Annotated in this window: 15 protein-coding genes; 7 read left to right on the top strand and 8 right to left on the bottom strand. The window is 56.8% G+C overall.

The window, feature by feature from the left end:
• Positions 1-119: 119 nt before the first annotated feature.
• The 5 genes from HEQ61_RS09320 (at position 120) to HEQ61_RS09300 (ending at position 6,949) form a co-directional block, all read left to right on the top strand.
• Positions 120-908, top strand: a complete 789-nt coding sequence (locus tag HEQ61_RS09320) for a TSUP family transporter (protein ID WP_168020993.1) — start codon at positions 120-122, stop codon at positions 906-908.
• A 202-nt stretch (positions 909-1,110) separates the two neighbouring features.
• The gene (dnaK, locus tag HEQ61_RS09315) at positions 1,111-3,015 is read left to right on the top strand and encodes a molecular chaperone DnaK (RefSeq protein WP_168020994.1); all 1,905 of its coding nucleotides are present in this window, start codon (positions 1,111-1,113) and stop codon (positions 3,013-3,015) included.
• 134 nt (positions 3,016-3,149) lie between these two features.
• Positions 3,150-4,277 (top strand): molecular chaperone DnaJ, encoded by a 1,128-nt coding sequence (dnaJ, locus tag HEQ61_RS09310; protein WP_168020995.1) that lies wholly within the window; start codon positions 3,150-3,152, stop codon positions 4,275-4,277.
• Positions 4,278-4,580: 303 nt separating this feature from the next.
• Positions 4,581-6,161, top strand: coding sequence for a methyl-accepting chemotaxis protein (locus HEQ61_RS09305; protein WP_168020996.1), 1,581 nt, complete (start codon positions 4,581-4,583; stop codon positions 6,159-6,161).
• Complete coding sequence (locus HEQ61_RS09300; RefSeq protein ID WP_168020997.1) at positions 6,158-6,949, top strand: substrate-binding periplasmic protein; 792 nt, start codon at positions 6,158-6,160, stop codon at positions 6,947-6,949. The genes HEQ61_RS09305 and HEQ61_RS09300 overlap by 4 nt, the downstream gene beginning before the upstream one ends.
• On the opposite strand, the gene HEQ61_RS09295 is transcribed toward HEQ61_RS09300, so the two are convergent.
• Complete coding sequence (locus HEQ61_RS09295) at positions 6,946-9,096, bottom strand: transglycosylase domain-containing protein (RefSeq protein WP_168020998.1); 2,151 nt, start codon at positions 9,094-9,096, stop codon at positions 6,946-6,948. The genes HEQ61_RS09300 and HEQ61_RS09295 overlap by 4 nt on opposite strands.
• Positions 9,097-9,382: 286 nt before the next feature.
• Here HEQ61_RS09295 and HEQ61_RS09290 point away from each other — a divergent pair, with 286 nt between their 5' ends.
• Positions 9,383-9,628 (top strand): hypothetical protein, encoded by a 246-nt coding sequence (locus HEQ61_RS09290; protein WP_168020999.1) that lies wholly within the window; start codon positions 9,383-9,385, stop codon positions 9,626-9,628.
• Between the two features lie 39 nt (positions 9,629-9,667).
• Here HEQ61_RS09290 and gyrB read toward each other — a convergent pair whose 3' ends face one another.
• The 7 genes from gyrB to ubiE all read right to left on the bottom strand — a co-directional run bounded on the left by gyrB (position 9,668) and on the right by ubiE (position 19,241).
• The gene (gyrB, locus tag HEQ61_RS09285) at positions 9,668-12,097 is read right to left on the bottom strand and encodes a DNA topoisomerase (ATP-hydrolyzing) subunit B (RefSeq protein WP_168021000.1); all 2,430 of its coding nucleotides are present in this window, start codon (positions 12,095-12,097) and stop codon (positions 9,668-9,670) included.
• A gap of 57 nt (positions 12,098-12,154) precedes the next feature.
• Positions 12,155-13,294 (bottom strand): DNA replication/repair protein RecF, encoded by a 1,140-nt coding sequence (gene recF / locus HEQ61_RS09280; RefSeq protein ID WP_168021001.1) that lies wholly within the window; start codon positions 13,292-13,294, stop codon positions 12,155-12,157.
• On the bottom strand, positions 13,287-14,405 hold the full coding sequence (gene dnaN / locus HEQ61_RS09275) for a DNA polymerase III subunit beta (RefSeq protein ID WP_168021002.1): 1,119 nt from the start codon (positions 14,403-14,405) through the stop codon (positions 13,287-13,289). Before dnaN ends, recF begins: the two co-directional genes overlap by 8 nt.
• 760 nt (positions 14,406-15,165) lie before the next feature.
• Positions 15,166-15,432: a hypothetical protein gene (locus HEQ61_RS09270; protein ID WP_168021003.1), complete on the bottom strand. Its 267-nt coding sequence runs from the start codon at positions 15,430-15,432 to the stop codon at positions 15,166-15,168.
• 371 nt (positions 15,433-15,803) lie between these two features.
• Entirely contained in the window at positions 15,804-16,295 is a 492-nt protein-coding gene (locus HEQ61_RS09265) for a GNAT family N-acetyltransferase (RefSeq protein WP_168021004.1), read from the bottom strand.
• 564 nt (positions 16,296-16,859) lie between these two features.
• Positions 16,860-18,404: a 2-polyprenylphenol 6-hydroxylase gene (gene ubiB, locus HEQ61_RS09260; RefSeq protein WP_168021005.1), complete on the bottom strand. Its 1,545-nt coding sequence runs from the start codon at positions 18,402-18,404 to the stop codon at positions 16,860-16,862.
• A gap of 15 nt (positions 18,405-18,419) precedes the next feature.
• Positions 18,420-19,241, bottom strand: a complete 822-nt coding sequence (gene ubiE / locus HEQ61_RS09255) for a bifunctional demethylmenaquinone methyltransferase/2-methoxy-6-polyprenyl-1,4-benzoquinol methylase UbiE (RefSeq protein ID WP_168021006.1) — start codon at positions 19,239-19,241, stop codon at positions 18,420-18,422.
• Between the two features lie 86 nt (positions 19,242-19,327).
• On the opposite strand from ubiE, the gene mutM reads away from it, so the two are divergent.
• Entirely contained in the window at positions 19,328-20,176 is an 849-nt protein-coding gene (mutM, locus tag HEQ61_RS09250) for a bifunctional DNA-formamidopyrimidine glycosylase/DNA-(apurinic or apyrimidinic site) lyase (protein WP_168021007.1), read from the top strand.
• The last annotated feature ends 11 nt before the right edge of the window (positions 20,177-20,187 follow it).

Here is a 20,187-nt window from a genome sequence, read left to right as displayed (position 1 = left end):
CTGCTGTTGTCATTCTGATCTCTTGCCAGAGACAGGCTTGATATAGCGCCTTGTCCCTCAGGATGAAACCCCGCGACACAGGTTTCGTGCCCGGCTATGCTGGAACATGATCGGTTTTTATGTCAGGGACGGCTGTATTGGAATTGGAAGCCCATGTTCTGATTGTTCTTGCCCTTGTTGCGGTGGGGGCGGGCTTTCTGGATACACTGGCTGGCGGGGGTGGGTTATTGACTGTTCCGGCCCTTCTTCTTGCCGGTGTGCCTCCGGTGCAAGCCCTGGCGACGAACAAGCTTCAGTCATCGGCCGGAACCCTGACAGCAACCCTTGGGATGGCCCGTCTTGGCTTGCTCTGTTTCCGGGATATACGAACTCCTTTTCTGGCATCGCTGGTAGGTTCGGCGGCCGGTGCCACCTTGGTGCAGGTTCTGGATGTCCGGTCTCTTGATCATATTGTCCCGGTTGTTCTGGTTGGTATTGCCGTGTACTTCGTCCTGGTTCCCTCTGCCGGAGATGTGGAGTGTCAGCCCCGTATCGGGCGGGGTGTCTACCGATTTGGTGTTGTTCCCGCCATCGGGCTTTACGACGGCATGTTCGGGCCGGGGACGGGGTCTTTCTTTTCCTTGGCCGGCGTTGGTCTGCGTGGGCAACATCTGGTGCAGGCCACGGCCCATGCCAAGGCCTTCAATCTTGCAAGCAACATGGCGGCTTTGGGGGTTTTTATTGTTGGGGGGAAGGTTGTCTGGTCGATTGGGGCTGTCATGATTCTGGGGCAGGCCTGTGGGGCCAGTCTGGGGAGCATGGCTGTGGCACGCGGGGGTGTGCGCTTGATACGCCCCTTGATTGTCCTTATGTCCCTGTCAATGACCGTCCGCTACCTATGGAACTGCTGTATCCGGGTATTCTGGTAGCCCTCTTGGCACCCCCGGCGCTGAAGTGCTAAAATGGTGCGGGTCGGCACAGGGAGCGTTGCAAAGGCTGCTCTGTCGCCCTATATAAATGATCATTCGGGGCTATCCGGGCGATGGTCCTGCCGTTTTCAGAACCCAAAGGGGACTTCGGGGACGCCGACAAAAGGGTCCGGTGAAGTTTGCCACAGAAAGAGGTATTGCGATGAGCAAGGTCATTGGTATCGACCTCGGCACCACCAATTCATGTGTTGCCATTATGGACGGGAAAGAAGCCCGTGTTCTCGAGAATGCAGAAGGTAACCGTACCACGCCGTCCATGGTCGCCTTTGCCGAGGATGGTGAAATTCTGGTCGGTCAGCCGGCCAAGCGTCAGGCTGTAACCAATCCTGAAAATACATTGTTTGCCATCAAGCGCCTGATTGGCCGTCGCTTCAGCGATCCGGCAGTCAAGAAAGACCAGGAGCTTGTCCCCTACGATATCGTTGAGGGCAACAACGGTGATGCATGGGTTGATGTACGCGGGAAGAAAAGAGCTCCGAGTGAGATTTCGTCCAGCGTCTTGCGCAAGATGAAGGAAACAGCCGAGAGCTATCTCGGGACGGCCGTTACACAGGCCGTGATTACGGTTCCGGCCTATTTCAATGACTCCCAGCGTCAGGCAACCAAGGATGCCGGGATTTTGGCCGGCCTTGAAGTTCTGCGTATTATCAACGAGCCGACAGCGGCTGCCCTTGCCTATGGTCTGGACCGCAAGGAAGCTGGTACGGTTGTTGTATATGACTTGGGCGGTGGGACGTTTGACGTTTCCATTCTGGAAATTGGTGACGGTGTTTTCGAGGTCAAGTCCACCAACGGTGATACGTTCCTGGGGGGTGAGGACTTCGATGCCCGGATCATTGGCTATCTGGCAGACGAATTCAAAAAGGAGCAGGGCATTGACCTGCGCCAGGATCGCTTGGCTCTCCAGCGTTTGAAGGAAGCTGCCGAGAAAGCAAAAATAGAGCTTTCGTCAACGGCGCAGACCGATGTGAACCTGCCTTTCATCACGGCCGATGCCAGTGGTCCAAAGCATTTGAATGTCAAGCTGACCCGTTCCAAGCTGGAATCCCTTGTTGAAGACCTGATCAAGCGGACGATAGAGCCTTGTCGCAAAGCGATGGAGGATGCTGACCTGAAAGCTGGTGATATTGCCGAAGTTATTCTGGTCGGCGGTATGACCCGTATGCCAAAGGTGCAGGAAGCGGTGGAGCGCTTCTTTGGTCGCAAGCCGCACAAGGGGGTGAACCCTGATGAAGTCGTTGCCATCGGTGCAGCCATTCAGGGCGGTGTCCTGAAGGGTGAGGTCAAGGATGTCCTTCTTCTGGATGTGACCCCTCTGTCTTTGGGCATTGAAACGCTGGGCGGTGTGTTTACCCGCCTGATTGATCGGAACATCACGATTCCGACCCGGAAGTCCCAGACGTTCTCCACGGCTGAAGACAACCAGAATGCTGTGACCATTCGCGTGTTCCAGGGTGAGCGTGAAATGGCGGCTGACAACAAAATGCTGGGTCAGTTTGACCTGGTTGGTATTCCTGCCGCACCGCGTGGCGTGCCGCAGATCGAGGTAACGTTTGACATTGATGCCAACGGTATTGTCAACGTTTCCGCTAGGGACAAGGCAACCGGCAAGGAGCAGGTGATTCGTATCCAGGCTTCCGGCGGTTTGTCAGAAGACGATATCAAGCGCATGGTCAAGGAAGCCGAAGCAAATGCCGAGGCCGACAAGAAGCGTCGTGAGGTTATTGATGCCCGTAACCATGCCGATGGCCTGATTCATCAGGTTGACAAAGACCTGAAAGAGCATGGTGACAAGATCGATGCTTCCCTGCGGTCCCAGATTGAGGCTGACATGGCTGCTGCGCGTGCCGTTCTTGATGGTGATGATGCTGCGGCGCTCAAGGCTGCGACAGAAACCCTGATGCAGTCTTCCATGAAGCTGGGTGAGGCTATGTACAAGGCTCAGCAGGCATCTGCTGGTGGTGCCGATGGTGCTGCTGCGGGCCAGAAGGATGACGGTGTTGTCGATGCTGATTTTGAGGAAGTAGACGACTCAAAGGGCAAGTAAGGCTATGCCTCTGAGTTCGGAATTTCCGACACAATGAAGCGGCGTCAGCCGTTATGGAATGACTTCGACCGCCCCGCACACGCCCCTGTGGCCGTTTTGTGTGCGGGGCGGTCGTCCCTTTGCAGGGCGAGCCAATGAGCAGCAAAAAGGATTATTACGAAGTTCTTGGCGTCAGCCGGGATGCGGATGCCGGGGCAATAAAGAAGGCCTATCGGCTGCGGGTCAAGGATTGTTTCCCGGATCATCATCCAGGTGATGAGGAAATTGCGAAGGCTTTCCGCGAGCTGACCGAAGCTTATGAAGTGCTGCAGGATGACCAGAAGCGTGCAGCGTATGATCGCTTTGGCCATGATGCCTTCTCCCAGGGTGGCGGTGGGGCGTCCGGCTTTGGCGGTTTTGATTTTGGTGGCGGCTTTGCCGACATTATTGATGAAGTTTTCGGTAACTTTGCCGGTCGTCAGCGCGGGGGACCTTCCCGTGGTGCCGATGTTCGCTATGACATGTCTATAACCCTGGAAGATGCTTTTCTGGGCAAGACCGCCACGATCACCCTTTCCACGGCGACGTCTTGTGGAACCTGCAAGGGCAGTGGTGCAAAGTCGGGGACAACACCAACAACGTGCTCCACGTGTCGTGGTCAGGGGCGTACACGGGTCCAGCAGGGTATGTTCTTGGTTGAGAGAACGTGTCCGTCGTGCCATGGGCGGGGAAAGACGATCACCGATCCTTGTTCTTCCTGCCGTGGTTCCGGGCGCGAAAATCGGGAGCGTACGCTCGAGGTCAAGATTCCGCCGGGTGTCGAGGATGGAACGCGCATTCGGTTGTCGGGTGAAGGGGAAGCCGGAATGCTGGGCGCCCCGTCCGGCGATCTCTATATTTTCCTGACCATTCGCCCGCATCGTATCTTCCAGCGCGAGGGTGCCGATATCTACTGCAGGGTGCCGATCACCATGACAACGGCCACCCTGGGTGGCAGTATAGAGGTTCCTTCCATTGATGGCAGCCGCGCACGGGTTACGATTCCGGCCGGAACCCAGTCCGGTAATCAGTTCCGGCTGCGTAACAAGGGGATGAGCGTCCTGCGCAGCCCGAAACGTGGGGATATGATTGTTCATGCCCAGGTTGAAACCCCTGTCAACCTGACCGATGAGCAAAAAGATCTTCTGCGCCGCTTTGATGAAGCGGGTGGAGGCGAGACCAGCCCCGAGAGCACAGGATTCTTTCGCAGGATCCGGGAACTTTGGGATGATCTGACCGATTGATGACCGGTCTGTGTCCGTGGAGTTTTCCGCCTGGTCAAAGCCGTGTTCCCGCCTTCCCGGCAGGAACACGGCTTTTCTGCTTTTTTGGCCCTGAAAGGGTTACGGAACCCGGGTATCAGCGGGGCTTGTGTTCTATTTTGCAGGTATAGTGATTTTGCCCCGGTTTATAGCCGGGTAGGTCGCTTGTACCCTTGTCCCTGTTTGTATTGCCTTTTGTCCTGGCGACAGGGTGAGAAACAGGGTGTAAGCCTTTTGGGCAGTACATGAGGAATGGCGTTACAGGTGTCCTGACAGGAGTAAACCATGTCCGAGCATCCAAAGAAAACGACAATCGCCGTGAAGCTGATTGCCGTTATTGCTTCCGTGGTTTCAGGGTTCCTGATCATTTCAACCGTTGCCAGCGTTATTGTAACAGACCGCCTGATGGGCAAGGCTGTGGATACCCGTGCGTCTCTGGTTGCCAACCTTCAGGCTGCGGCCATGGTTCAGCCAATCTGGGATTTCAATCTTGAGGTTCTGCAGCAGTTGACCAACGCCCTTGCGGCCGATCCGGATTTTGAGGCTGCCTGGGTCACGGATGATACGGGCAAGGTTCTCAGCAAGAAGATGGCCGGAGATATAGACTATACAACTCTTGAACAGGATGCTTTGCCATCCAGTGTCTCCATGATCCACCAGTCGGTTGTTCGGGAAGACAAGCAGATTGCCACCCTGCATATCGTTGTCAGCGACCATTCCAAGCAAGCAGCCCGCCAGAGTGCGATTTTTTCCGGCGTTGTGATCATTATCCTCAGCAACCTGATCCTGGTTGTTATTCTCTTTGCCATCATTCGGCAAATCACCCGTCCCTTGGTTGATATTGCTGCCGTTATCGATGAGCTGGCGGCCGATCGACTGGATGTTGAGGTTCCCCACAAGGAACGTACTGATGAAATTGGCTCCATTGCAGGTGCTGTCGGGACATTCCAGCAGAATATGAAGCGTAACCGCGAGCTGGAACGCGAGGCGGAAGAAGCCCGCGAGCAACGCCGCCAGAGAACAGCCCTGCGCGAGAAACTTACGGCAGCTTTTGATACGGCCGTCAGTTCCATGTTGCGGACTCTGTCAGGCAGTGCGGAAGAAGTTTTCGGGTCTTCGGATACCCTGCAGCAGGCGGCGGACCGTACCCGTGACGAGAGCCAGGCTGTCAATCATTCTGCCGAGCAGGCCTCCCTGGACATTGAAGCCGTGGCAACGGCGGCGGAAGAGCTGGGAGCCTCCATCGGTGAAATCAGCCGTCAGGTCGAGGACAGCACCCACATCACGGCCGATGCAGTACGGGGGATTGAGGGTGCGGCCAAGACCATGGGCATCCTGTCAGAAGCAACGGGGCGGATCGGCGAGATTGTCAATCTGATTACGGATATCGCCAGTCAGACCAACCTCCTTGCACTGAATGCAACGATCGAGGCGGCCCGTGCCGGTGAGGCCGGCAAAGGGTTTGCTGTTGTCGCCAACGAGGTCAAGAGCCTGGCAAACCAGACAACCCGGGCCACAGACGAAATTGCCCGTCAGATCACGGCTGTCCAGAAAGCATCGGGGGATGTCAGCTCGGCCATTCGTCAGGCTGTGGGGACCATTCATTCCGTGGACGCGGTCGTTGCCAATATTGCGTCGGCTGTTGAGGAACAGGGCGCGGCAACGCGCGAGATTGCCCGCGCGGTGGGTGGTGTTGCTGCGGGGAACCGCAGTATCGTCGACCGCATCGGGGAAGTGTCTACAGCCGCAGCCAAGACAGGTGACATGTCTTCCAGCATGTACCGTGTTGCCGAGGGGCTGAAGAGCGAAACGGAGAACCTGCGCGACTGTGTCGAGAAGTTCTTGCTGGACATGCGTTCCGCATGAGCAGGCGAGGCGAGGACAAGAAACAGGTCAGTCGTGGTTCTGCCGTTCGTGCGTGTTCCGTTGTCCTGTTATCCTGCACGTTTTTTCTTGTGGCCCCCGTATCCCATGCTGGTGAGTTGAGGCTCAGCACCTTGGAATGGCCTCCCTATACCGGCGAGGCTTTGCCCGGTGCCGGTGCGGCTGCGATTGTTTTGCAAGAGGCAGCCAAGCATGGTGGGGATACCTTCAGCGCAGCCTTCTATCCTTGGCAACGGGCTGTTCGCATAGGCTTGGAGAGCCAAGGGTATGTTGGTTACTTTCCGGAGTATATGTCCCGGGATCTGGACAGTCAGTGCCTGTTCAGCAAGCCGATTGGCATTGGTCCCTTGGGGTTTGCACAGCGCAGGGACAGACCGTTGTTCTGGAATACGCTGGATGATCTTGCATCAGTACCGATTGGCACTGTTTCGGGCTATGTCAATACATCTGACTTTGATGCCCGGGTGGCTGCTGGTCGCCTGAGTACGGATACAGCGATTGATGACGTCAGTAACTTGCGCAAGGTTATTGCAAAAAGGGTTGTGGCTGCTGTGGTTGACCATAACGTGATGTCCTATCTGCTGAAAACAGACTCATCCCTGATTGCGGAGGGAGATGTCCTGGAATTCAACAGTCAGATTCTTGAGAACAAGACCTTGCACGTGTGTTTCCGCAAGACAGACGAAGGAGAGGCGGCCCGTGCCCGTCTGGATGCGGCTCTGTCTGCTCTGGATGTCTCAACGATTTTTGAGAAAGCCTTGGTGTTCTAACGGCGTCCGAACATGTCCTGCAGGCGGTCTATTTCATCAGCAGGTGTCCAGATTGCCGGCGGGGCTTCTTCCTGGTCATGATCCGGGTCCGAAGAGGATCGTGACGATGGTATCGGGCGTGCGGGCAGGCCGCGGTGAATGTCTTCCATGACCTGTTTCCACACCTGAGCGGGCAGGGTTCCTCCCGTAACCCGTTTCATCGGGCTGTTGTCGTCATTACCAATCCAGACACCGGTCACATAATCGGCGGTATAGCCAAGATAAAGCGCATCGCGGTAAGTCTGGCTGGTACCCGTTTTGGCCCCTGCTGGCCGGTCCAGGGTTGCGGCTTTTCCGGTTCCCCAGGACAGGACACCACCAAGAAGCTGGTTCATCTGCGCCACTACATCCGGGCGTATAACCCGTGTACCGGCTGTTCCGATGCGTTCGTAAAGGACTTGCCCATCCCGCGTGGTGATATCAAGGATGGAATATGGATAGGCGGCCATGCCTCCATTCGCCAAGGGAGCATAGGCCGCTGTCATGGCCAGCAGGGTGTTGTCTTCTGTTCCCAGGGCCATGGCCGGGCTTTCTTCCCCGACACGCGATACGGAAAGGCCCAGTCGGCGGGCTGTGCGTGCCACGGTACGTAGACCTGTTTTCATGGCAACCCGGACAGCAACCGTATTGATCGAGCGGGCGACAGCCTCGCGTACCGTAACATCTCCGCGGAATTGGCGGTCAAAGTTTTGTGGCGACCAGTTGCGGATCGTCAGGGGTTCATCCTGAATGATGTCATCAGGTGAAAGACCCTGTTCCAGAGCCGCAAGATATACAAACGTCTTGAACGATGATCCGGGTTGCCGGGTTGCTTGCGTTGCCCGGTTGTACTGGCTTGTGCTGTAGTCCGTTCCGCCCACAATCGCGCGTACGGCCCCTTGCGGGCTCATGACCACAACAGCTCCCTGCGTGGCGTGGCGTGTTGCGCCATACTGGTTCAGTACGGTGTTCAGTGCATGCTCTGCACTCTTCTGGGTTTGCTTGTTGAACGTTGTTCTTACCACAAGGTCGGTATCGACCGTGCCGACCAGGTCGTCAAGCTGATCCAGGACAAAGTCACTGAAATACCGCCCGGTATGGCTGCGGGGTGGCAGTGAAGCCAGATACCGTTCTCCTTCGGACGAGGCGTGTTCGGCCTGAGCTTGTGTCAGAACGCCCGACGCGACCATGGACTGGAGGACAGTTCTGGCCCGTGCATGGGCATTGACCTTGTTGTTCTCGGGGTTATAGCGGGATGGAGCTTTCAGCAACCCGGCCAGCACGGCGGCTTGATAGGGTGTGACATGGCGCGTGGATACTCCGAAATATTTCCGGGAGGCCGCTTCCATGCCATAGGTACCGGCACCCAGATATACGCGGTTCAGGTACAGGCTGAAGATCTGTTCCTTGCTGAACGTCCATTCCAGCCACAAGGCGAGCATCAGCTCCTGGGCCTTGCGCTTGAAGGTACGGTCGCGGGTCAGGAATAGATTCTTGGCAGTTTGCTGCGTAATGGTGGAACCACCCTGTACGGTTTGCCCCGCCTGCCAGTTGGTTACTACGGCCCGCAAAAGCCCTAGGGGGTCAATGCCCGGGTGACTGTAGAACCGCCGGTCCTCAATGGACATAACCGCCTCAGGCAGCCAGTGAGACATGGCATTGACCGGTACAACATCGCCATATTGGTCCCCATACGTGGCGACCAAGGCGCCGTTCTCATCGACAAGGGTAATGGAAGGCTTGCGGGTCATGGCTGCCGTAAGGTCGATCCGTGGCAGGTCAAGGGCAAACCCGCCCAGAATCAGGCCAACCACCATGCACCCCCACAGCATGATGCTCAGAGTCCAGCGTGTCAGGCGCCAGACAAGGGAGCGTGAACGGCGCGTATTCTTGCTCCTGCCGGTTTTTCTTGGTTCTTGCCCTTGTCGTGTTGACCGCTTGGGCTTGGATCTTCCGGTGTTTTTTGCCTTTTTTGGCCGCTTTTCTGTCCGGAGTTTGCCCCATATTCTGGCCAGACTGCTGCCATAGGCCGGACGCGATGACAGCATACGGTTCCTGATATCATCAGGATCCAGGCGGATTCCGGGCGTTGCAGGGTCAGGAACGGGGCAGGAGCCAGAAGGAGACATCGTATCCGGTTTTCTATGTGTTCCGGGTGGGAGAGGTCACAAGAAAGGTCCTGGGACTACAAACTGTGACCGAAGCAAGGGCTTGATACCCGAGACAGCAGCCTGATGCAAAGGTATCCCCACATCTCTTGGTGACGCTTTTGTCAGGATCATGAAGTGACAGGATATTTTCTCCCCTATACTTGGGGCAATCGTATGGCTGTTTGTGCTGCAAGATGCAGAAATCGGCGAATCGTTGCTTTTTTTCTGCTATTCTGCCTTTCCGTTTCCGGGGGAGAAAGCCGCAATGAAGACTGCGCCTGCCTTGATCATCAATCTGTCCGAGGATCTCTACCTGCGTCTGCAAGCTTTGGCGGAGGCAGGGCAGTGTCAACTGGAAGAGCTGGTCTTCCGTGCTTGCGAAGACTTTGTCGAACGTGAGGAGGAGTTCCTCCAAGTTCGCGACTCCCTAGAATCCGGACAGGATATCCGGGTAACCGTCTGCGTCCCCAATGCTCCCCTTGGTGATGTTTCCCCGGTTCCGAAGGGATAGGGGTGTCCGCCGCCTTTCCCTCCGTTCCCGTGTTCTGGATCAGATATCCAGATTGGTGACTTTCAGGGCATTGTTCTGGATAAACTCACGCCGGGGTTCCACAACATCACCCATCAGAGTGGAGAACACCTCCTGGGCCTCGTCGGCGTGGGCAACCCGGACCTGAAGAAGGCGCCGGACGTTGGGGTCGAGCGTTGTTTCACGCAGCTGCTCGGCGTTCATCTCTCCCAACCCTTTGTAGCGCTGTATGCTGATACCCTTGCGCCCGGCCGACATGAAGGTATTGACCAGCCCGACAGGACCCCGGATCGGATACTGGCTGTCCCGGATGCGCAGCGTGGCTTTTCCGTTGTAGATTTCGCCAAGGCTGGCCGACATCTGGTCCAGGCGGCGGGCCTCGCCAGAGTGGGCCAAGGCGCTGTCGATGGCATGGGTCTCCGTTACACCCCGCAAGGTGCGCCGGAACAGCAGGCTGCCGCTGTCCGTGACTTCACCGCTCCAGCCCTTTTCATGCTCGGCTTCCAGATTGTCCAGTCGTTGGCAGATGGTATCCATAACAGGCTGGTTATTGCGTGTTGATGCCAGAAACTCCGGACTCAGGGCACCGGCTATAGCGGCCTGTTCCAGGATCCGGTTCGGGACCCGGCTCGACATGCGGCCCAGAAGAGTCCGGACCTGCCGGGCCTGGGTTATCAGCTCACGCAGGTGGGGACCGGCAATCTGCTGTCCGTCTTGCAGAACCAGAACAGCTTCGCCGATGGATACATCAATCAAGTATTCTTCCAGCTCGCGATCATCCTTCAGATAACGCTCCGAGTTGCCGCGTTTGGCCCGGTACAGTGGCGGCTGGGCGATATACAGGTGCCCCCGCTCGATAATATCGGGCATTTGCCGGAAGAAGAATGTCAGCAAAAGGGTACGGATGTGGGAACCATCCACGTCCGCGTCGGTCATAATGATGATCTTGTGGTAACGAAGTTTCTCGATATTGAAGTCATCGCGTCCTATGCCGGTTCCCATGGCGGTGATCAGGGTTCCGACTTCGGCGCTGGACAGCATCTTGTCAAACCGTGCCCGTTCCACGTTCAGGATCTTGCCGCGCAGGGGCAGAATGGCCTGGAAGGCCCGGTCCCGCCCCTGTTTGGCTGTTCCACCGGCGGAGTCACCCTCGACCAGGAACAGTTCGGACTGTGCAGGATCACGGTTCTGACAGTCGGCCAGTTTGCCGGGAAGGGAGGAAATATCCAACGCTCCCTTCCGGCGTGTCAGTTCACGGGCCCGGCGAGCGGCCTCGCGCGCGGCAGCGGCTTCGACCACCTTGCCGATAACCTTGCGGGCGTCGGACGGGTGTTCTTCGAACCACTCTGCAAGCTTCTCGGACACAACGCCTTCCACAACGGGGCGTACCTCGGACGAAACCAGCTTGTCCTTGGTCTGGCTGGAGAACTTTGGATCAGGAACCTTCACGGACAACACGCAGGTCATGCCTTCACGCATGTCATCGCCGGTCGGCTGGACTTTTTCCTTTTTCAGCAGACCGGTTTCCTGGGCGTAGTGAGAAATTGTCCGGGTCAGCGCGGCCCGTAAGCCGGCCAGATGAGTTCCACCATCCCGCTGCGGGATGTTGTTGGTAAAGCAGAGCGTGTTCTCGTGGTAGGCATCGGTCCACTCCAGCGCGATTTCCACGCTGATACCATCACGTTCGCCGGTGATCAGAACCGGCTTGTCGTGCAGGGGCTGGCGCGCCTTGTCGAGATAGTGGACGAAAGCCTCTGTGCCGCCTTCATAGTGGAAGATGACGGTTCCGGGTTCCCCGTGGCGTGCATCGGTCAGGTGAAGGGTCACGCCGCTGTTCAGGAAAGCCAGTTCGCGCAGCCGGTGTTCCAGCGTTGCAAAATTGTATTCTGTTATGGCGAAGATAGAAGGCGAGGCAAGGAAGGTCACTTCTGTACCGGTCCGGTCGCCGCATTCCTTGACGCGCTTCAGAGGCTTGACGGTCTCCCCATGTTCAAAGCGGACATAATGCTCCCAGCCATCGCGCCAGATACGCAGGTCAAGCCAGTCTGACAGGGCATTGACCACCGACACACCAACGCCATGCAGCCCGCCGGACACCTTGTACGAGTTCTGGTCAAACTTGCCGCCGGCATGCAGCTGGGTCATGATGACCTCGGCGGCGGAAACGCCTTCTTCCTTGTGGATATCCACCGGAATACCGCGTCCGTTGTCGCGCACGGTCACCGAGCCGTCGCCATTGAGGACAACGTCCGTACGATCGGAATACCCGGCCAAGGACTCGTCAATCGCGTTGTCCACGACCTCGTAGATCATGTGGTGCAGGCCGGATCCGTCGTCGGTATCGCCGATATACATGCCCGGGCGCTTGCGCACGGCTTCCAGTCCCTTCAGGACTTTGATGGAACCCGCGTCATATCCGTTGGTGGTGGTGGCGTTGGCAGCTTCGGTCATGGGTTTGCGTACTCACTTCGTCCTTGCTTTCCCCGCTGGCTGGCGGGGAGGGGTATTCTAGTGCAATTGGCCGTCAGAAACGTCAAAAAACTGCGCCCGGTTCCCAAAGGGTTCAAACAGGGCCCGGTCGGTTCCGGTCAGCCATGCCTGGGCACCCAGTGCAATCAAGGCTTCAAACAGGGCCTCGCGACGCTGTGCATCCAGATGGGCGGCCACCTCATCCAGAAGCAGCAGCGGGGCTGTTCCCCGTTGTGCGCCCTGTATCCTGGCCTGGGCCAACAGGATTGACAATAAAAGTGCCTTTTGTTCGCCGGTGGAGCAGCGGGCAGCAGGCTGGTCATTGCTGTGGTTATGTACCATCAGGTCAGTGCGGTGTGGTCCCTCGGCCGGCATGCCGGCACTTTCCCGGTGGCGGTTCTGGCACATATGCTGGCGGAACAGATCCTCGACATCAGTTGCCGGGTGATCCTCCAGCAAGCTTTCAAGCCACCCGTTCAGCCCGAGATCGGGCCGGGGGAAGGGCGGCGCAACCCGTGACAGGGCCCGGTTCAGCCGTGTTATGATATCTTGCCGGGCTGCTGCTATGGCAACCCCGTGCGATGCCATGGTGTTCTCCAGCAGAGCCATCCAGGCAGGGTCATTGACGTTGTCCCGCAGCAGGCTGGTTCTTTGTCGCAGCGCTTTCTCATAGGCCGACAGGTGCCCGGCATGTCCGGGATACAGCCCGAAGACCAGGCGATCCAGGAAACGACGTCGCCCTGATGGACTTTCGGTAAAAAGCCGGTCCATCGCCGGTGTCAACCAGACAATAGACACGATATCCCCCAGCTCGGTCTGGCTGCGGGCATTGATGCCGTTGATGCGTACAACGCGCCGATCCGAAGGGCCCGGGTCTCTGCCGGTTCCCAGATCTACAGGACCATCGGCAGTGTGCACGGTGGCGGCAATACCCCAACCCCCTTGCATGCCCATGGCGTGATCGCTGCGGGTGACGTCCTGCAACCTGGCGCGACGTAGACCGCGACCAGGAGCCAGGAACGACAAGGCTTCCAGCAGATTGGTCTTTCCGGATCCATTCGGTCCGGTCAGAACAACCGGTGCCATTCCAGCTTCCAGTTGCAGACTGTTCCAACCGCGAAAATCAGTCAGGACCAAGCGGCTGACGCCAATGGCCGGAAAAAGGGACGCGTCAGACACGCACCGGCATCAGCACATAGACCGCCGTGTCATCCGCAGATTCACGGATAATAGCCGGGGATGCCGTGTCGGCCATCGACAGGCGGGCCGCGCTGCCCTCTATTTGTGACATGATATCAAGAAGGTAGCGACTGTTGAAGCCAATCTCCAGGGGCTGGGCGCTGTAAATGCACTCCACCTCTTCCTGGGCATTTCCGGCCTCGGCATTGGAGGCCGAGAGCGTCAGGGACCCATCCTCGATCCTGACCTTGATCGTGCGGTGCTTGTCACCCGAAACGGTTGAAACCCGGTCCACGGCGTCGGAGAACAGCTTCTTGTCTACTTCCAGGTGCAGGTCGTTGTTATGCGGAATAACCTGTTCGTAATCCGGATAGGTTCCTTCTATCAGCTTTGATGTCAGGACGGCATTGCCCAGAACAAAACGGATCCGGCTTGTTGACAGGGATACGGAGACATCCGCGTTTCCCTCCTCCATCAACTTGCGTAGCTCGGAAACGGTTTTACGGGGCACGATCACCCCGGGCATGTCCGCCGCACCTTCCGGCAGGGCGATTTCGGCCTTGGCCAGACGGTGGCCATCGGTGGCAACAGCCCGCAGGGCAGGGTTGCCATCAACAACAGCAGTGTGAAGGTAGATTCCGTTCAGGTAATAGCGGGTCTCTTCTGTAGAGATCGCAAAGCGGGTGCGGTCCACCAAGCTTTGTATATCGCTGGAGGATACAGCAAAGGTGTGGCTGTATCCGCCTTCTTCCATCGTCGGGAACTCTTCTACCGGAAGGCAGGACAGGGAAAAACGCGACCGCCCGGACCGCAGGGTCATCTGGTTCCGCTCGCTGTCCCAGGACATTTCCACTTGGCAGCCATCGGGTAGTTTTTTGACAATTTCAAACAGGGTATGGGCGGGTGCCGTCGTGGCACCGTCACGCTCTACTGAAGCCGGGATGCTTTTGACAACTTCCAGATCCATGTCGGTGGCGTTCAGGGCCAGCACGCCATCCCGCGCCTGCAGGCGGACATTAGACAGTATGGGGATTGTGTTGCGCCGTTCAACAACGCTTTGAACGTGGCCAAGGGACTTCAGAAGGGTGCTGCGTTCGATGGTCAGTTTCACGGTCGTTGTCACCTGGCACTGGAAAACGGGTGTGGGATCCTGCTTCGGCACAACCGAAACAGACCCCCGTCTGATTCGGCTTGTTCAGCTTGTGGAGCAAACGGGGGACGGGAGTATATCACAGGCTCTGCTGGCTCAAAGAGGTTTTACGCATAGTGAATGCGTGCCATGTTACGCATTAAAGTTGCTTTATATTGATATTCTTGTGCCTTAAGATTTTGTTTGTCGGCAGAGTTCAAAAACCTGTCGATAGAGGTCCAAAAACCTCGTACATACCCAACGCAGACAGTCGCCCATATTGCGCGGCGACTGTCTGTACGGTGACGGACTGCGCTCACGGTCCGTGCGCTCCGCTTTATGGCGGGAGGGCGGCGAATAGAACACCCGCAAGGGAAATAAGCCCACCTGATATCCCTGACGTTGGGCAGTGTTATTGGGTTTTTGGCCTCCCGCCACCACGTGTGTTGTCAGCGCATGTGGTGGCCGGCGTCTTCGTGCGCTGAACCGGGGACCCGGTGTGGTTTCCCCCCGATGGCCATCCCGTCCGGCTTCCTTGCTCCCCGCCGGGCAGGGGCATCGGGTCCCCGGTTTTCTTGCGCGGGATGTCTGATCCTGATGTCGCAAGGTTTTTTAGACCGCTTTGCTCCCCTCCCTTTTCAGGTCCGGGCGGGGGGGTTGTGCTTAAAGCAGGATGCTGCCGAAGTCTTTGGTCCCGTCGCCGTCGACATCGGCAAACAAGACAACGCCATCCTGTTCGGAGTCACAGCCCGTTACCATGGGCTTGCGGGCCATCCTCACTCAGCATCAGGGTTTTTCCTCTCCAGCCTGCTGCCCGAAGATCAAGGTGGTCACTTTCTCCCTGATGAAAGTCGAGAACAATGTCGTCACCATAGGAATCGGAGCGATACGCAAATGTATCCGCATCGTTGCCTCCCCCCAGTGTGTCGTTGCCCTTGCCCAAAAGAAAATGGATCCGCGTGCACAACGTATCCCCGGGAAGATACGGGGTCTGTAACAGCGGGAGCATAGGCTCTTCCTGTAACCGGTGTGGAAATGGCGGATTCCGGAAAATCCGAAGAGAAAGGGTCATAGGCTTTAGTGCGTGCGTACCTCTCATGCTTTTGCGAAACGGGTTGCACGCCGGTTTTGATTCAGGGAAAGGTTTGATCGGCTCCGGTGTTACCCATTTACGCTGGCAGAATGCAAACAGCGTACTCTATCAATGCGTGTATAGAAGCGACATTACAGGTCTGGATAAAATGATAAAAGTAATTTGAATCTTAACAATTTTTCCACTTGTTCCATGCGAGATGCACGATGTGAGGAAGCCACGCGAGGATCGCAATCCTTATGTTTATAGCGAGCTGTTGCACATGTTTATTTCCCAACTCATGTTAATCATGGGGAGTTTCCGTCTTTGTTGGCATAGAGGGCATAGTAGTCATAATCGGCATCGCAATCGTAAAGGGAGAAGCCGCACTTTCGGAAGCAACGTATGCTCGGGAGGTTCACTTTTCTTATCTGCGATAGAACATCATATTCATGTATCGATAGAAATATTCTCAACGATTTCATCAATAATAGAGAGGACAAACCAATACCCCTGAATTCAGGATTCAGGTTAATTGATACGTCAGCTATTTTCTCATTCTCGCGTATATTAAATCTGCAGAGTCCTATTTTTTTGCTATTATCGATATTAACACCGATAAGTATAATGATATTTATGTCAGACACAGAATCTGTGAACCATTTTTGGTGTGATTCTCTGTTGATCTCACCATTAAATGTCGACATTTTTCTTGTTAAGGGATCGTTCCTCCATTTCCATATATCTTCAGAGTCCTCTGGAAGAACTCTTCTTATCATTATATCCATTTCATTTTTCATAGTTAGTGCCAATTTTTTATTCTATATTCGCGCTCACTATAAGTCAGCGCTTCTATCAGATCACAGTATGATAGGAACAAGAAGAGATGGATATAAATGATCCTGTATACTGTTACACACAGATGCGCTGCATAGTGTCACACAAGAAAACCGGGGACCTGATGCCCCTGTCCGGCGGGGAGCAAGGAAGCCGGACAGGATGGCCATCGGGGGGAAACCGCACCGGGTCCCCGGTTCAGCGCACGAAGACGCCGGCCACCACATGCGCTGACAACACTCGTGGTGGCGGGAGGCCAAAAACCCAATAACACTGCCCAACGTCAGGGATATCAGGTGGACTTATTTCCCTTGCGGGTGTTTTATTCGCCGCCCTCCCGCCATGATACACGTGCACGGACCGCGAGGAATCAGTCCGTCACCGTACAGACAGTCGCCGCGCAATACAGGCGACTGTCTGCTACTGGTATGTACGAGGTTTTTGGGCCTCTATCGACAGGTTTTTGAACCCTGCCGATAAACAGACTCTAGATTATAGTGCATCCTACATCAAGCAACTTATTGGTTTTATCGTCCGATCAAGGCCAGCGCCAATCCCGCAACCAGGATCCACGGCAGCCAGGTTGGCAAAGTACGGCGGCCATTCCCCCCGGTCAGGCTGACGCCAAGCTGCCGCACCGTTTCAGGATGCAGCTTCAATCCACCGGAGGCCATCATCGCAGCTGCCCGGTCGGCATATTCAAGAACAGCGGGCATCCGCTCCAGAGTACGGGCCAGGCCATGCACTGTTCCCTTGACCCTTGCACCGGGACCGAAGGTGTCGGTCATCCAGCGTTCCACCAGTGGGTAAGCCAGTTCCCACATGTTGATATCGGGTTCCAGCTTGCGTCCCACACCTTCGGCCAGCAGCATGGATTTCTGTAACAGCAGCAGCTGCGGCTGGGTCTGCATCGAAAATTGCTCTGTTACCTGGAACAGCTGCCCCAGCAGGCGCGCGATGGAAATTTCGTTGATCGGCTTGCCAAAAATGGGTTCAGCAATGGAACGGGCTGCTTGGGTGAATGCATCAATCGACTTGTCATCGGGCACCCACCCGGCTTCAAAATGAACCTCTGCCACGCGGCGGTAGTTACCGGTCAGGAAACCCAGCAGCATTTCCCCCAGGGTTCGCTTTGTTTCCTCGCTGACCCGACCCATAATTCCGAAATCAACCGCGATGATGGTGCCGGTCTCGTCAACAAACAGATTTCCCGGGTGCAGGTCAGCATGAAAAAACCCGTCGCGGAACACCATGTTGAAAAATGCATTGGCGGCGTGGGTAATCACCTCGCGCGGGTCAAGGCCGACGGCAATGATTCTTTCCCGTTCATCCAGGGGAATACCGGCAATGCGTTCCTGCGTCATCACCCGTTGGCCGGTGCGCTGCCAGTCGATGGCCGGAACGCGGAACGTGGTATCCCCGGCGAAGTTTTCTGCCAATTCCGCAGCGGCGGCGGCTTCAAGCCGAAGATCCATTTCCAGCGTGACCGAATCCTCGAACGTCCGGACAGTTTCAACCGGGCGCAGCCGCCGGAACTGTGGTCGGAACCGTTCCACCATCGCGGCGATCCAGGAAAACATTTCAACATCGCGGGCGAAAATTTTCTCCACACCCGGGCGCAGAACCTTGACGGCAACCGGCTTGCCCTCTGTTGTGACGGCAAAGTGAACCTGGGCAATGGAAGCGGCAGCCACCGGAACTTCATCAAAGCTTTGCCACAGGGACTCGGGTGGCTCCCCGAACTCATCGGTCAGAATCCGGCGTACATCTTCAAACGGGAAAGGCTCCAGGCGATCCTGCAGATCTGTCAGATCCTGCGCGATGGCCTCGCCCATCAGATCCGGGCGCGTGGAAAGAGCCTGCCCAAGCTTGATGAATGTTGGCCCCAGCTCAACGAAAGCCCGCGCCAGGCGTTGTCCGGGCCGCCCTTCGGCAGGGCGTACCATGGGACGCAGGAGGGTTGCCACCAAGGACCCGACCGGCAAGGCATCCAGAAGAAACAAAACGTCGTGACGGGCCAGGACCCGGCCGATACGAAATACGCGGGCAAGATTACGACAGGCAGAAAACATCAGGCCCCAACCATCCTAGATCCGCCATGCCGAGTGAATGGCGGCAATACCACCGCTGAGATTATGCACCGCTACCCGTGACAAGCCAGCCTGAGCCATTCTGTCTGCCAGTTCTTTCTGGGCGGGGAACTGGCGGATGCTTTCAGCCAGGTAGCGGTAACTGTCACGATCGCCCGCAACAAGTTGCCCCATCCGGGGTAACACGGCAAAGGAATAAAGATCGTAAAGTCGATCCAGGCCCGGCACCAGAACCTTGGAAAATTCCAGACACAGGAAGCGTCCGCCGGGTTTCAGGACACGGCGCGCTTCTCTCAGCGCTTGATCAATGCGGGTGACGTTGCGCAGACAGAACGCGATGGTATAGGCATCAAAGGATGCATCCGGAAAGGGGAGGCTTTCTGCGTCACCATTGATCCATGTCAGGCCGGCAGGGTGTCCACGATCCAGCGCCCGGTCCCGTCCGACGGTCAGCATGCCGGTGTTGATATCGCAGACCTGTACGGTTGTACCGCCAAGGTCAGGTGCCCGGCGACGCACCCGATCCAGGACGCGGAAGGCAATGTCGCCGGTTCCGCCGCCAACATCCAGAACCTGCATGCCGGCGCGCGGTGCCAGCATATCGACGAAGCGGTCTTTCCACAGGCGGTGAACGCCCAGGCTCATCACATCGTTCATCAGGTCATAGCGACGGGCGACCGAGGTGAACACGCCGCGCACCAAGCCTTCTTTCTCGTCCTCGTGAACGGTACGAAAGCCGAAATGCGTGGTCCGGGCCGACGGGGCTTCATCGGTCACGCAAGCAGCAGCAGCGGCAGGTCCTGTATTCTTGTGCGTCATGGCCGCACGATAGCCCAACCCGATGGGAAACGCTATAAGGGAGCCTTCTGCACACCATAATTTTCCTGACCGGAGAATACTTCCTTATGCCGGAACTGCCCGAAGTTGAAACTGTATGCCGTGGATTGGTGCCATTTCTGGAACAGCGCATCCTGCAAGAGGTGGATGTGCGCCGGGCCGATCTGCGCCAGCCCTTTCCAGACCAGTTACAACAAAGGTTGACAGGGCGACGGGTCCAGCGCGTGCACAGGCGTGGAAAGTACTACATATGGGATCTGGATGACGGGATGTGTGTTCTGGGTCATCTGGGAATGAGCGGATCCTGGCGCATTCATACCGCACAGGATGGACAGCCAGCGATCGGAAAACATGACCACCTGGTCATTCGCACCGATCGTGATGATACCCTGACCTATCACGATCCGCGACGCTTTGGTGTGCTGCTTCTGGTGTCGTCCAATGCACTGCCCGGCCACCCCTTGTTACGGAGCATGGGACCGGAACCCCTGTCCGATGCGTTTGACGGATCTATTCTGGCGCAGGCCTTTTCCCGTCGCCGTACGCCGGTGAAAGTTGCGTTGCTGGATCAGGGTGTGGTTGCCGGAATCGGCAATATCTATGCCAGCGAAGCCCTGTACCGGGCCGGCATTGCGCCTGATCGTCCGGCACACAGTCTGGATGAGCGGGAATGCCGATCCCTTGCCGGGGCCGTGCAGTCGGTTCTGTTCGATGCCCTGGAATCCGGCGGGTCCTCGTTGCGTGACCACATGCAGGTCAATGGTGAGCTGGGATATTTCCAGCACCGGTTCGCTGTGTATGACCGCATGGGGCAGCCATGTCCGGACTGTACCTGTGACCATACACAGGGTGGCGGCGTGCGCCGGATCATTCAGGCCGGGCGCTCAACATTTTTCTGTGCGATGCGGCAACGCTAGGGTACGCTCCG

This window comes from Haematospirillum sp. H4485, from assembly GCF_012102745.1.
Taxonomy (GTDB): Bacteria; Pseudomonadota; Alphaproteobacteria; order Rhodospirillales; family Rhodospirillaceae; genus Haematospirillum.
This window is presented reverse-complemented; position numbering and strand designations above follow the sequence as displayed.